Annotated in this window: 10 protein-coding genes; 4 read left to right on the top strand and 6 right to left on the bottom strand. The window is 23.4% G+C overall.

The window, feature by feature from the left end; all coding sequences use genetic code 4:
* Positions 1 to 65: 65 nt before the first annotated feature.
* Complete coding sequence (locus MHO_RS01180; RefSeq protein ID WP_012855486.1) at positions 66 to 4,784, top strand: lipoprotein 17-related variable surface protein; 4,719 nt, start codon at positions 66 to 68, stop codon at positions 4,782 to 4,784.
* A gap of 469 nt (positions 4,785 to 5,253) precedes the next feature.
* Here MHO_RS01180 and MHO_RS05410 read toward each other — a convergent pair whose 3' ends face one another.
* The 5 genes from MHO_RS05410 to holA all read right to left on the bottom strand — a co-directional run bounded on the left by MHO_RS05410 (position 5,254) and on the right by holA (position 10,978).
* Complete coding sequence (locus tag MHO_RS05410) at positions 5,254 to 6,987, bottom strand: S41 family peptidase (protein WP_012855485.1); 1,734 nt, start codon at positions 6,985 to 6,987, stop codon at positions 5,254 to 5,256.
* Between the two features lie 155 nt (positions 6,988 to 7,142).
* Complete coding sequence (pgsA, locus tag MHO_RS05405) at positions 7,143 to 7,913, bottom strand: CDP-diacylglycerol--glycerol-3-phosphate 3-phosphatidyltransferase (RefSeq protein ID WP_012855484.1); 771 nt, start codon at positions 7,911 to 7,913, stop codon at positions 7,143 to 7,145.
* Positions 7,903 to 8,472 (bottom strand): MHJ_0274 family protein, encoded by a 570-nt coding sequence (locus MHO_RS05400; protein WP_012855483.1) that lies wholly within the window; start codon positions 8,470 to 8,472, stop codon positions 7,903 to 7,905. The genes pgsA and MHO_RS05400 overlap by 11 nt, the downstream gene beginning before the upstream one ends.
* Positions 8,473 to 8,523: 51 nt before the next feature.
* Positions 8,524 to 10,005 (bottom strand): alpha-amylase family glycosyl hydrolase, encoded by a 1,482-nt coding sequence (locus MHO_RS05395; RefSeq protein ID WP_012855482.1) that lies wholly within the window; start codon positions 10,003 to 10,005, stop codon positions 8,524 to 8,526.
* 10 nt (positions 10,006 to 10,015) lie between these two features.
* Positions 10,016 to 10,978 (bottom strand): DNA polymerase III subunit delta, encoded by a 963-nt coding sequence (holA, locus tag MHO_RS01155; RefSeq protein WP_012855481.1) that lies wholly within the window; start codon positions 10,976 to 10,978, stop codon positions 10,016 to 10,018.
* An 84-nt stretch (positions 10,979 to 11,062) separates the two neighbouring features.
* Here holA and MHO_RS01150 point away from each other — a divergent pair, with 84 nt between their 5' ends.
* From MHO_RS01150 to MHO_RS01140, 3 genes are all read left to right on the top strand, one after another.
* Positions 11,063 to 11,794: a YebC/PmpR family DNA-binding transcriptional regulator gene (locus MHO_RS01150; protein WP_012855480.1), complete on the top strand. Its 732-nt coding sequence runs from the start codon at positions 11,063 to 11,065 to the stop codon at positions 11,792 to 11,794.
* 119 nt (positions 11,795 to 11,913) lie between these two features.
* The gene (locus MHO_RS01145; protein ID WP_012855479.1) at positions 11,914 to 12,426 is read left to right on the top strand and encodes an MAG0490 family ComEA-like DNA-binding protein; all 513 of its coding nucleotides are present in this window, start codon (positions 11,914 to 11,916) and stop codon (positions 12,424 to 12,426) included.
* Positions 12,351 to 13,718 (top strand): MAG0480 family ComEC-like protein, encoded by a 1,368-nt coding sequence (locus MHO_RS01140; protein WP_012855478.1) that lies wholly within the window; start codon positions 12,351 to 12,353, stop codon positions 13,716 to 13,718. Before MHO_RS01145 ends, MHO_RS01140 begins: the two co-directional genes overlap by 76 nt.
* Here the strand turns inward: MHO_RS01140 and ligA are convergent.
* Positions 13,695 to 15,701 carry an NAD-dependent DNA ligase LigA gene (gene ligA / locus MHO_RS01135; RefSeq protein ID WP_012855477.1) on the bottom strand — a complete coding sequence of 669 codons (2,007 nt, stop codon included), beginning with the start codon at positions 15,699 to 15,701 and terminating at the stop codon, positions 13,695 to 13,697. The genes MHO_RS01140 and ligA overlap by 24 nt on opposite strands.
* Position 15,702 lies beyond the last annotated feature (1 nt).

Raw genomic sequence — 15,702 nt, 5'->3', positions numbered from 1 at the left:
AATGGGAGTCTTCCATTTATGTTTTTTTTATCTAATTAAAAAAGAAAGAAATATTAAAAATAGATATGAAAAAGAATACAAAAATCAAAAGCATTTCCATTTTAAGTGCTACTGCAATTTTACTTGTATCAGGAGTCATTTCATCAGCCTGCAACAAGACGCAAGATAAAGAAACTGAAACAACGAAATTAAAAGAACAAACAAGAAATATTAAACCAAATTTGAAACTTTCTATTAAACAGGATAAGATACTTCCAAGTGAAATTAATTTATCAAATTTTTATGTCAATAATCTTGATAAAGAAATATCGTTTGAAATCTCTAATATTATTGCAGATGATGTAAACGGAAATGTTATTATAAATTATTATTTTACAAAATCAATAATCGATTCCAAAACAAGACAACCGCTGTTAATAAAATCAAATACATTTTCTCAAAAATATACAGGATTTAAAGCGTTGGTCGCTCCATTAAATTCGTCAATTGAACAAGTTAATCTAGAAATAAATGAATTTAATAAAAAAGACTTTTTGCCTTCGCAATATATTAAATTGCAAAGCAATTTTTCATTTAAAAACATCGATTCCCAATATGAATTAAAAACTGAATATATTGCAAATGATGAACAAGGCAAAATAGAAGTTAAATATTATTATGTACAAAAAGACAAAGATATAAAATCAAAAATTATTTCAAAAACGTTTTATGGTTTTAATTCATTGAATAATATAGCTAATATGCAAAAAGAAGCTAACACTTTAAATAAGTTAGGAAATGAGATATCTTTAAAATTAAAGAAACAAATTAATAAATCAGAAACATATGCTTCAACATTGAATTGAAGTGATTTTGAAACGTCTAAAAAACTAAATTCAGCTTATTTAAGAAGCAATGGTGAATTAATTTTTGATGATATAAATGGGGAAGTTAAATTAAATTATTATTTTGAAAAACAATATATTGATAAGAAAACTGGCGCCTCATATTGAATTAAATCAAAGGTTTATACAACCAAAATTACGGGCTTTAAATCATTTTTAAAAAATCTTAATATCGCGGTTGATAAAGTTAATTTATCAATAAATGAAAAAAATATAAATACAATATTGCCATCTCAATATATTCAAAATTTAAGCAATTTCAAATTCGATAATCTAAATAATGAATATGAATTGCAAAAAAAATTTAGTTACGACGATCAAAAAGGTGAATTAACTATTAGCTATTGATACAATGACAATAAAAAGAATCTAAAATCAAATATTGTTACTAAAAAATTTGAGGGATTTAATACATTACTCAACATAGAAAGACAAGAAACATCAAAGAAACTTTCTAATTTAGTTAATTCAATTGATTTGAACGAATTTTTGGCACCTGAAAAGCATAACAAAAAACCTTCAGAAATCAAAAATATTGATTTCAATAAAAAAAATATTGATGGAGCAATGTTAGTTATTGAAAAAATGCAAGCCAATGACGAAGAAGGAACATTGTTAATTAGTTTTTATTTAAAAAGTACTAATCCAAAATTCAGCGATTTAAAAACAGAAATTAAAACAGTAAAATTGACAGATTTTTTAACAAATGCACAATTTATTAATAACCAAAGAAATGAAACAATTGCTTATTTAAATGACCAAATAGGAAATTTAAATATTAAAGTAAGCGATAAGAAACCTGAAACTGCTATTAAAAGATTTGCATCTTCAATCAAACAATCAGATTTAAATATTGAAATTTTAAAGCCAAATAATCATTTTAAGAATATTGAAGTTGTTGTAAAGCAATTAATTCCAAACGATGAAAGTGGAAAATTAAGTATAAGATTAGCAATCAAACAATTAAACAAACAAATTAATGAATATTGTGAATCAAGCAAACTTATTGAAGTTGAATTAAGTGGTTATAAAACTAAAACAATGGATAAAAACGAAAAAATAGAATCTTTAAATAAAGTTGCCAAAGAAACAACAACGTTAATATTAATTTCTTCAAAAAACATTGCCAAAACATTTGCTTCTGATGTTCAAATAAACGATTTTGAAACAAAAATTAGTAATGATTTTTATATTGAAATTTTAGAAATAAGCGAATCAAATGATGATAAAGGAAACTTAAAAATTAAATTTGTTGTTAAAACAAACGAAAAGCAATATAAAGATTTAAAATCAGATGAACAAACTATAACATTGACAGGTTTTTATACAAAAGAACAATACTTAAAAGCTTGTAAGCAAGAGTTGAATAAATTAATTAGCGATGATAAGATAGAAGCAAATGTAGTTTTTGATAAAGAAAATGATAAGTCAAATATATTGCCTTCAAATGTTGAAGGTAAAGAAATTCATCTAAATATAAGCGATTCAAAATATATTATTGAAGGAAATCCATCAATTATCGCAGATGATGATCAAGGAATTTTGTCAGTAAGCTGAACAATAAAAGTTAAAGAAGAAAAATTTAAAACCTTTATTGTTTCTGAATCAAGAATTTCAAAAAAAATTACGAATTTCTTAACTAAAAAGCAAAATGAAATCAATATTGAACAAAAAAGATTGGATACATTAGTTGAACAAGAAAATATTATATCTTTAAAAAATAATGAATATTTAACATCTAAAAAATCTTCAATGATTTCAAAAAATGACTTTGAATTAAACAAGCAAAAAAGTAATGAACTAGCAGGCTTGGAATTAAATATTTCAAAAATCAAGGCCAATGCCAATGGAAAATTAGAAATAACCTTTTCGTTATTGAATAAAACATTTAAACACGGAACAAAAGAATCAAACAAAAAGACAGTTACATTCAATTTCTTAAGCGATGAAAATTACACATTTAATTTAATTAATAACTTAAGCATTTCAAAAGAATCAACTTATGTAACTGATGGCGTTTATACTGAAGCGGATTTTAATAATAAAATTGTTAATAATAAACAAGAAATTGCTAAGTTGTTAGGTATTTCTGATTTTCTAAATCAAAACTCAATTATCGAATTGAATCAAGAAAGCACAAACGCTATTGTGTCGCTAAAAAAATGAGCAAATACTACTGTAAAATATGAATTTATTTTAAAGATAAAATCAGCAAATGCTAAACTTTCTAAAAAATTCTCGGGTGAAATTTCTATTGCTAATATTATGAATAAACGAAATTTAATAAATTTTGCAAATAAGTTTAATTTTGATTTTAAAGATGACAACAAAAAAGAATTAGCAAAATCAATGACAATAGATGAATCAATAGAAAAAGGCTACAATTTCTTTTTTAGAGAAAAAATTGATTTTGGTAGCGCAGAAAAATCGTTTATCATTGATGATTATAAAATTCAAAAGGATTATAAACTATTGGCAAGCGAAAAAGAAGATGCTATAAATATACAAATAACATTCAAATTAGATGATTATAGTGAAATAAAAACTTTTACTAAATCAGGTTTCAATGTCAAAGCAAGCATTGAAAAAATAAAACAAGAATTAAAAAATGAACCAAAAAGGCTTGACGATTTATTGGATAAACTTACAATGGAATTCACTAAAAATAATGATTTTGAAAAGCAATCTATTGATGTTAAAGATATTACAATTAATGATTATAAATTTAATCTAAAAGATAATGATTTTGCAGATATCTGTGAAATAGAAGCAGTTGAATATGATAAAACATTAGGAAAATTAACTTATAAAATTAAGTTAAAAACGAAGAAAAGTTTATTGAATGAATATAGTAAAAATCCAATAGAATCTACTAAATCAAGAACATTTGAATTTGATGGATTTGCTAAGGATATAAGCGAAATAACTAAAAATTTAGAATCGGATGTAAAAGAATCAAAGGAATTTAAAAAATATCTAGAAAATGTTAAATTAAATATTGAAACAAATATTGAAAAAAAGATTAATGAAGCAAGAAAAAACGCAAAAAAACAACCCGCTCATCCAAACGTAATTAAAACAATAATTGAACAATATAAAAAGTTTAACGAAGAAATACAAAAAACGTTATTTGAACTAGCAAATAAAGCAATTAATGTATTTGGTCAATTTAATTCTAATAAAGAATCTATTAAAAAGCTTTACAACATTTTAATTAATTTAATTATTAACACCAATGATGAAATGTTAAATGTATTATTAGAATTAGGCATTGACGATAAGGTTTCTAAAGGTTTAAAAAATTTGACACGAGACTGAGTTTTATCAAAAACAGTTGGAGCCTGAGCTATAAAAATGTTCAAAGAATTTAAAAATGGAACTAATGTTTTTATTGAATATTTAACTCCAATATTGAATAGCTTTAAAGAAAAACATGAATTTTTAAAAACAAATGATAGCAAATATAATGAATTAAAAAGCATGTTAATAGAACATTTAGAATATATTTTAGATTACTTTTGCAATCTTAAATTTGATTATTTATTCCACAATCAAGATCCAAAACAACCACAACCACAATATGATAAAAAAGGTGGAGGAAAGATGGTATTGATATTTGGTGGAGGATGATCTATATTATTTGATCTAGAAAAATTTATAGAGCCAAAATATTCTGATCCATCCGGCAATGATTTAAAAAAGAAATTAAATGATATGGCAGATTTAAAGAAAATAACAAAACAAGAATATGAAATTATTTTTAATGAATTTAAAGGAATAATATTGATATTTAAGCAACTAATCACAAATATTTATAGTAAAGATTTAAAAAATGTTTTAATGTCTCAACTGCCAAAAGTTTTTAAAGCAATAAATAATGCTAAAAAAAGTGCTAAATAAAAATTATTGCTAACATTAATTATTAAAAATTAGTAATTATAAAAAACCTTTCTTAATAGATAAAATTATTATGAAAGGTTTTTTATTTTAATTATTATCTAATTGTTTATATTAATGAAATTCATTTTTATATTACTAAAAATGCGTTGTACCTAAAAAGCATTTTGAAATTGCAATAGCCTGTTAAAAATTCCATTTTTGATTTTTTAAGAAATTAGAAAAAATTAAAGTTTGGTAATTGACTCAATGTTTTAGGCAGGTTTGATGTTTTAAATTCAACAAGGTTGATTAATTTGAAAAATTTATTTACTGTGAAATATACATTTCTATTTTAGTTATTTTTTTGTTGTATATTCTCATACAAAAACAAGATAATTGTTTAAAAACTCTTATCTTGTTTTTGTTGAATATTTTTAAACATTGAACAATATGAATTTCAATTTACATAAAAATGATGATAAGTATTGATTTATTTATTTTTTATTATTTCTAATAATTTTTGATCATTATAAAAATCTTTGTATTCTAAGTAAATATCAGGTTCTATTCCACCTTCAATAGATTTAATTGTATTATTTTTCATAGTTACAGATAAATTATTAGAACTTATTACTATTGAAGTTCCATCCGGCAACACAACAGGTAAAATTGATGCTGCACCGCCGCCTGTTTTTTGTCCTATTATCTTGCCTAATTTCATTTCTTTAAAAATTGAAGTAAAGGTATTTGCAGCACTAAAAGTGTTTACTCCAGTTAAAAGATATCAATTGTATTCAGAATAAGCATCATTTTTGTAATTTCCATCGCCATCTGTATCAACTTCAACAGATCTAATATTTATTTCTTCATTTAAACGATTATATGTTTTGTTTAATATTGGTTCATCTGTGATAAAACCCAACCCCCTTTGCATAGCACCCATATCGCCACCACCATTGGTTGATAAATCTACAATAATGTTTTTTATTTTCATATTTCTTAGGTTTTTCTTGATTAATTTCATAGCATTAGCAAACCCCAAATATGTGTCTTCACTAAATCCTTTATTAGTAGAATTATCATTTAAATTTTGAAAGGTTTTAAATGAGTTAAATGAAATTACTGCGGTATTGTTCGAAATGAATCTAACACCATATTTTTCGAATAATTCTCTGTTTTCTTTGCTTGTTTGAATTACTCAATTATTTAATTTATTATTTTTTAAATATTTTATTGTAGATTGATAAATTCTTTCTCTTTTATTTGTGGTATATTCATAGAAATCTTTTGCAATGCTAGAATCCTTGCGATTATAAAATGAAGGCATTGAAACTCAAGTGTGTAAATCATTTAAATTGTATAAATATTTTATATATTCCTTTGTTGAAATAACTGGATTTTGACTAAGCATTCTTTGCTTTTGTTCATTTGAAATTGTAGAATAAAAACTATTAATATTATTATTTTCTTTAAGGCCGTAAAAATAATCAATTAGTAAAGCAGTGAAGTTAAATTTTGCTTCAACTATATCATTGGGAATAAGTGAGTTTTGAAATTTGCCATTTCTAATTTGAGGAATTTCTTGCACATTAGATTTTATGTCAAAATCGCACCCATAGATTTTGTTACCATTGAAATACAAATTGTAATAATTAGTTGAGCAAAATAACAAATTAAATATTGCTAATGGCAGCAAAACATTACCGTTATGATATAAAATGTCAAAATTATATTTTTTTAAATCTATAACAATTGTATTTTTATTAAAATCTTTTGAATAATATGATTTGGATTTCAAATATTTGTTGAAATTAGTCTTTCCTGGGCTTTTTGTTATATATTCATAATAAGTGTTTGGCATAGTAATTTTATTTGTTTTTCAGTTAAATGAAATATATCCGAATTTAGTTGTAATTTTTAATTCAGAGAATAAAATATTTGTCGAAAAATTTATATAGTTTTTATCAAAAAATCCATCTAATGAATTTATCATTTGTAGTAAATTAACATATGGAACATTGCCATCATTAACAAATGATAAATTTAATTTTTTAGATTCAATTGTGTATTCACTTGATAAATTATTAAATTCATAATTCTTTATTGTTATTTTTTTATCATTATCATTAGATAATAAAGAACAAGAAACAGGTAATATTGCACACGAAATTGCAACTGACGATGTTAATAATAATTTTAATAAGTTTATTTTCTTTGATTTCATTGCAAGTACCTCGCATTTAAAATATATTTAGAATTATAAATTTTTTAAACGTATTTTAATTAAATTATAAATTTAATCAATAATAATTGAGAGATTTTATTGAAAAGAATATAAAAAATGTAACAATTGAGTTACATTTTAAATTTTATTTGAAATTAGCAATTAGGCGATGGGCTAGAATCTTGATTTGATTTATTATTATTATTATTAATTTGATCTTGATTATTTTTATTTGTTGCATCTGAATCATTTTTTGTATATGATTGAAGCAATTCTTTATTAATTCCTTTTGTATATTTAATAATATAGATAATGCCGCTAATTCACGCTAATAATAGTCCTATTATTAAAGGTATATTGAAATAAAATAGTATATATTTATAATCTGATTTATCTGATATAAAAGGAACTCCTATTGAAATCACTACTAACGCTAATGAAACTAAAATGGTTTTAATTTTACCAAATCAATTTGCTGATACTTCAATGTTTTTCTTTATAGCATATACTCTAGTACCATCAACAATTATGTCTCTTATAATAAACAAAATTACAATAGGTATATAAACAAAATTATATGTTGCTAGGAATAATAACATCAATGTAGTTGCGACCTTATCTGCAATTGGATCAAATATTTTTCCAAATGAAGATACGGTTTTTGTTTTTCTTGCATAAAATCCATCTAAGAAATCAGTTATCATTGCAATAATAAAAATTGCAACATTTATTCAATATAAAATGGATAGCACTATTCCTTTATTGGTTTTGTAAGAAAGTTGAACACCATTTAAAATTAAACCAAATGAGGTTGAAAGAAAAACAATAAAAGGAATCATTAGCAACATTCTTAAAACTGTTAATCAATTTGCAACACCAAATTTAGAGACTATTATCTTTTGTTTCTTTTGACTTTTATTTTTCATTATAAAATCTTTCAGATATTGATTTTTGAACTAATTGTATATAGTCATCTCTTGTTTTTCCTAAAGGGACTAATTCATATTGTTCTTTAAAATAATTGATTGTTTCAGGTATTTTTTTATCTCATAAGTTGCAATTTGTAATGTTTATTAATTCGGCGTGTTTTACAAAGGTTTTGTATTGTTCATTTTTAACAAATGAATATGAAAAATCATCTCTTGTAATTAAACGATATAGTAACCTTTTAGCGCCTTCTTTAATTTCACCCATTGGATGAGTGCTTATTGAAACTTCAAAATTTTTAAGTTCTTGGTTTGTAAATTTTATAACTTCATAAAAGCTTAAAATATATTGATAAAATAGTGCTAACGTTTCTTTTTGTTTTTGCATTTCCACTTTTTGAGCTCTCTTCTTTAAAACTTTATTTTTAATTAATTTTCAAATTAAAAAAGCTAAGACGGCAGCCAAAACTATAGCTAAAAGTGTATAAACAATTGCAGAACCAACTGTTGACGCCTTTTGTTCCTTTGCTACTTGTGATGCATCGAATTGTAGTTGCATAAGACTCCTTTATTATTAAATAAATAAAATATATTAAAAATTATAAACTAATTAATTATTATCTTTAATTAAAATTAAACATTCATATGGGCTTAAATATTCCGGAATACTTGAATAGTATTTATTTGTATAAGAACTTGAAAGAATTAGATATTGATTTCATATATATGATTTTATTGGAAATGAATTCAAGTTTAATAAAATTAAAAGTTTTTTATTTTCACTAGTACTATATTCAATACTTATTAAATTATTGCAAAGTAAAACTTTTGGAAAACCCTTAAAATAAATTGAATATTTAGATTTGTTTAAAATTCTAACTAAATTTGAATAAAAATTAAATGTGCTATCTTTACTGGTTAACTGTTGTTCAACATTAATTTTGTTACGCAATTTTGGCTGTATAAAATCTAAATTTTGAATGTTATTAGTCCATGGAAATTCTATTTGTAGTGTTATTGGATTGAATTTAATTTGAGACTCAATATATTTTTGACTAGAAATATTCCTAGATTGATAAAATCTTTTTTCTTCGTTAAAATTAATGTTATTTAAATTAAAAATATTATTTGAATCAGTACCAAGAATTCCTAATTCATCGCCATTGTATAAACTATAAGAATTTTTTGCAAGCATTAAAAACATTAATAGAGATTTCGCACTCTCTTTATAAAATGATAAATTATCTCCGTATTTGTTTACAACCCAGCCGCTATAATTTGATGATAAAGAAAGTATATATTGCTCATTATTGCAAAAAGGTTTTCACAATTCAAATAATTTTTTTACATTTAGTTTATTGAATTTAATTCAATCTCATGAATTTTTTAAATTTATGTCAGATAAATGAGTTAAATAAATATAATCAAAAAATATTAAATCGTTTTGATTGGCAATATCAATTATGTTTAAAAAATCATTATATTGCTTTGTTTTTCAAATAACCATAGAACTAAAATTTATGTGTTTGATAATTCTATATATATCTAATAAAAAACTAAATTTTGACTTCATGTTATTTGTTTTTTTATTGATTAAGAATTCAAAATCTTCAAGAATAAATCCCTTAATGCCTAATACACTATAAAAACTAATAATTTCTTTTAAGAAAACGCTTAAATTTGAAATATTTTCAATGGTAGGAACTAGAAATTCTTGGGTTAATAAATAAGATTCAATATCATTTTTATTTGATTCATTTTCACTGCTTTTGTTTCGATAAATAGAAATTAAATGCTTTTTTGCAATAATACTTTTTTTTAATTTTGCAATATTGATTGTTGGCATTATTTTAATGTTATTTGCCAAACAAAGTTCAACTAATTTTTTAAAATCTTGCAAATTCGATCAATCATTAAATTCATAATTTCTATTGATTTCATAGCATTTCAATAATATATCATCAATTGCTATAATATCAATATTTAATGATTTTAAATATTCAATTTTTTCAATAATTGACAAATACTTGTTTAAACCCTTTTTATTATTAAAAGTGCTTAAATTAAGTTCATAAATAGAAATTTTTTTCATAACACCAACTTTATATTTCTATGTAAAATAAAATAAATTTATTTAAGGCATTTTCTTCATCTAATAATCCTGATTTAATTGCTATATCTATATCAGCAAGTAACTCTATTAATTCCTTTAATTTATGCTTGTTTGTTCTTTTTATATACGACATAAACAACTTGATTCTATATGAATGTATTGATAAAGTTTTTGATATATATTCATTATCACTAGTATTTTCCATCAACAAATACGTGCAATAAATTTGATAAAACAAATAACTTATTTGGCTTAGAATTTCACTAGCACCATTACCATATTTCTTTTGTTCATCTATTGCTTCTATAATATCAATGCTTTTTTGTTTTAAAATACAATTTGATAAATTAAATTCAATGTTGTCAGAAGAAATAATATTTGAATTATTGATCAACAACATATCAATATTTTTATTTTGCAATAGCAATTTATCTACTTCATTAATGATTTGTTGTAAATCATTAGGAAACATTGACAAAAAATCAAGTAATGTAGTTGAAGATATATTGCCTCCATTTTTTAAAATATATTCCTTTATATAGTTATATACATCCTTATCACTTGGTTTTTTAATTTCAATTATTTTTGAAATATATTCAATTTTTTTATAAGCCAACGAAGGATTAAAAGAAATATCATTTTTTTTAATATCCTGCAAAATAAATATTAAATTGTTATCTTGCCCTTTTTCAAGCAATTGTAAAAAATCGTTCATTTTTTTATTGTCATTTTTTTTCTTAGAATTAAAAAAATCAATGTTTTTTAAAACTATGACTTGTTTTTTAAAAGAAAATAATGATTGGTTAAATATATCATCTGATAGTTGTTCTAAATCAATAGATTCATTGTAAGTGATTACTGAATAATCATCTTGATTTTCAAATTTTAAATCAATAATTTTTTGTAATTCTTGATTTATTAAATAACTATCTTCTCCTCTTATTAAATACATATTCTTATTATATAAAATAACTAAAATAAGAGTGTTATTTTTGGTATAATATCCTATATTTATCTATCAAATTTAGGAGAAAATATGTCAGGACACTCAAAGTGAGCTACCACAAAAAATCACAAGGCTGCAGTTGATGCTAAAAGAAGCCAAATGTTTCAAAAATTTTCAAAAGAAATTATTGTTGCTGCAACATTAGGCGGACCAGATCCAGACTCTAACCCATCGCTAAAATTAGCAATTGCTAAGGCTAAGGCAAAAAGTATGCCTAAAGCAAATATTGAAAAGGCTATTGCAAAAGTAGCTGGAGGATCTAAAGAAGCTGCAAACTATCAATCTTATTTATATTCAGGTACAGCATTTGGCGGTGTAAATTTTATTGTAAGTTGTTTAACAGATAATTTCAATCGTTTAAGCTCAAATATCAAACATTTCTTTTCAAAACACAATGGTCAATTAGGAAAACAAGGAATAATACCATATGTTTTTGATCAAAAAGGTTTAATTGAATTTCCAAGTAATGTTTCTGGTGAAGAAGAAACCATGATGACAGTTTTAGATGCGGGAGCAGAAGATTTTAGAAATGAAGATGGAACTTATACAATAATTACAAGCCCTTCAGCATTTCAAAAAGTAAAACAATCATTAGATGAAACATTCAAAATTGAAAATTATACAACAGCTGAAGTTACATATATCCCAAATACCGAAATTGAAGTAGATGAAGAAAAAGCAAGCCAAATTGAACAATTTGTTGACTTTTTAGAAGACGATGAAGACGTCCAAGAAGTTTGACACAACGCAATCTGAGAATAATAAAAAACGCTTTGCGTTTTTTATTTTTTTATATAAAATCAAAAACGGTTTTTTCGCTAATTTTTCCCATTTTCATCAATAATAAAATTCTTTAATTTAAGATAAAGATGGAGGGATGAATGAATAAACGAAAAATTTTTTTGGGACTAGGATTATTTTCATCAGCATCAATAATAATACTAATGTCAATAGGAATTAATAAATACATTTCAAATATAAAAAATAACAATAAATTATTTATCAAAAACAAAAATGAAATAATAACAATAGGAATATCAGGCGCAATAGAGTATCCTGACTCATATGAAATTAAAAAAGGCACTAAATTATTGGAAATAATAAAACAAGCACGTCTTAAAACGGGTGCAGATTTAAACAACATTGATTTAAATTTAAAGTTAGAAAAAAATCAATCAATTAATATTCCTTTTAAAAAAGATAATTCAATTTCTATTAGAGAAGTCAATAACGTTGGCATATTAGAGGATTTAGGAATAAAAAAAGATATAGCAAAAATTATTTTAAGCTACTTCATTGCTAAGGATTATTTAATAACATGACAGGAATTGGAAAATTTACCAGGAGTAGGTGAAAAAACTTTAACTATATTAAAAAATCATTTAGTAATTTAAACACAAATTTATTTGTAGCGCTGAGCTTTTGCTTATATTGTTTAATTATTTATAAAATTAATATTGTTATATCATCAATAATGTTGTCATTAATAATTGCAGTGAATTTTTTTAATTTAAAATATTGAATAAAAATTGCAATAGTATTTCCTTTAATATTTTTAGTTCATTATTTGTGATATTTGGATTTATTTAAAATAAATGGAAAGAATATTTGTGGTAAGTTTGAAATAAAGAGATTTTTTAATAAATCAATATTAATTAAATATCAATATTATAATGTCTTAGTTAAAAATTGGAGCAGTTGAGAATTCAATAATTTTTACAAATATAATATCGAATTGTCAGGCACTTTATCAATAATTAAAAATCAAAATATGTTTAGTTTGAGCAATAAAATCGATTTTGAATTGTTAAATGTTAAATTGGTTTCAAAAGCATATGCATATCAAGAAAAAATTCCAATATTGCAAGATTATGATTATAAAACAAAAAAATTTCTAGCACTGGTTTTATTCAACATTCAACAAGCTAATGATTTGTTTGTAGATCAATTAAAACAGCTAAGTGTTATGCACTATTTTACAATAAGCGGATTTCATTTTGGAATAATATATTTGCTTATATCAAAAATTTTAAAATGATTGAATTCAAAGGAATTGATTGTTGATTTGATTTCAATATTAATGTTATTTTTTTACCTAAAATTATTAAATTTTTCAATATCTGCAAGTCGGGCGTTTTTGTTTTTGATATTAAAAATTGCAAGCAAAAACATTTTTAAAGGCAAATTTAATAACATTGACATATTGAGTTTTGCAGCACTATTATTGATATTCTTTGATATTAGAACCATGTATTCTTATTCTTTTATTTTATCTTTTACAATAACATTGATTATTTTTTTAATTTTAGACATTAAAAAAATTTACAAAAACAATATATTTGTAAATTTTCTATTTATTATATTACCTTATATTTCTTCTATTTCAATAGTAATTTCATTTAATCCAAAATTTAACATTTTAGGAATATTTTATCAATTATTCTTTCTACCAATTTCAATATTTAACTATGTATTTTGTTTATTTGCTTTTATAGTTAAACCTATAATAAAAATGTATGTTTCAATATTTGAAATAGTAATAAATACTTTGAGCTATGGTTGTTTGATTATTGAAGTAGAAAAAAATTCAATATTAGGATATTCTATTAATTTTTATATTATTTCAATATATACATATATTAAAATAAAAAGAGAATATTATTTATTGACCAATCATTTTAAATAAATCTTCTTCAGTTATTATAGTAATATTTAATTTATTTGCCTTTTGCAATTTAGATCCGGCATTTTCACCTGCTAATAAATAATTAGTTTTAGATGAAATACTTGAGTGAATTAAACCACCATTTTTTTCAATTAACCTTTCAAAATATGACCTAGGATGTCCTAATGTTCCTGTTATTACAAATGATTTATTTTCCAATAAATTAGTAATTGATTCATTTTCATCTTTCAAATCATATCCAAGATTAATAATGTCCTCAACTAACTTTTTATTAAAATCATTAGATATTCAAGAAATTATAGAATTTATAATTTTATCTCCTATTTCATGATAATCAATTAATTGTGAAAAATCATAATTTAATAAATTATGTAACGATTTAATTTTTGAGGCTACGAATTTAGCTAATTTTACTCCAATTAGTGGGATTGAAAGAGCAGAAATCATTTTATATAAAGGTTTATTCTTACATTCATCAATAGAAATTAAGATATTCTCAATAGACTTTTCACCCATTCTATTTAATTTTAATAAATCTTGTTTTTTGTTCTTTAAATTAAAAATATCAATAGGGTTGGAAATTAAAGAATTTTTTAAAAATAGATCAATATTTCTCTCGCCCATAGTATTAATATCTAAACCATCTTTTGAACAAAAATGAATCAATTTTCTTCTTTGTATTTCGGGGCATTGATCATTTGAGCAAAATTGTTCCAATCCCGTTTCTGAATCGACAAGTTTATTGTGACAATATGGGCAGAATTCTACTTTTTGAAAATGATCAATTTCTTTTTTGCCGGAAATTAAGCCTATTACACAAGGAATAATCTCTCCAGCTTTTTTAATATATACTAAATCATTTTCATTTAAATTCAAATCTTTTATGTATTGGAAATTATTCAACGTTGCAAAGCTTACAAGACTACCCGAAATTTCTACAGGTTCTAATTCTGCATTGTATGTAACCAATCCAGTTCTTCCTACTGTAGCATATATTCTTTTTATTGTTGTTGTTTCAACATTAGGTTCATATTTAAATGCAATTGCATAATGGGGAAACTTAGCTGTTGATCCTAACTTGTCAAAATATTGAACCTCGTTTAACTTTATAACAACTCCATCTGTTTCATAATCTATTAATAATTTCTGATTCTTGAAGTTTCTAATATATTCTTCAATATCTTGCAATGTATTAGCATGTTGAACTTCATGAGTAACAGGAAACCCATAAGTTTTTAAGAATTCATGTTCTTCTTGCATTGTTTTAATATTGTGTTGCAAAGGATCTACAACATAATACAAAAATGCTGACAAATTTCGTTCTTTAATAATTTGAGAATTTAATTGTCTTAATGTACCTGCTGCAGCATTTCTAGGATTTGCAAGTTTATTTTTATTTTCTTGCCCTAATTTTAAATTTAATTTTTCAAAATCAGATATTGCTAAATAAACTTCCCCCCTTACCTCTAATGATTCTTTATATTCAATAGTTTTAGGGATGCAAGACATTTGAACAACATTTGCCGTAACATCTTCGCCAGTTATTCCATCTCCTCTTGTTATTGCTCTAACTAATTTGCCATCTTCGTAAATAATAGAAATTGAAAGGCCATCAATTTTAGGCTCAATAAAAAAAGAAAAATCAGACGTAATTTTCTTTATATTATCAATAAATTTTTGAATTTCATCTAACGAATATGCTTTATTTAATGAAAGCATCGGACGTTTATGTTTTACTTTTTTAAATAGATCGGAAGCCAATGCATTAATTTTTCTTGTTGGAGAATTTTTTAATTCTTCATCACTAAAAAACGAGGCATATTTTTCTTCAAGCGCCTTTAATTTATTAAATTCAACATCATAAATTTCATCTGGAACTTCAGGCGAATCTAAATTATAATATGCATTATCTCAAGCACTAATTTTAGCCTGCAAATCAAAAATTTCTTTTCTTATTTTTTCTATATCGTTATTGCTATTCATA

Source organism: Metamycoplasma hominis ATCC 23114, from assembly GCF_000085865.1.
In the GTDB taxonomy this organism is placed as follows: domain Bacteria; phylum Bacillota_I; class Bacilli_A; order Mycoplasmatales; family Metamycoplasmataceae; genus Metamycoplasma; species Metamycoplasma hominis.
Note: the sequence above shows the minus strand (reverse complement) of the source record. Positions and strands in the feature narration are given on the sequence as shown.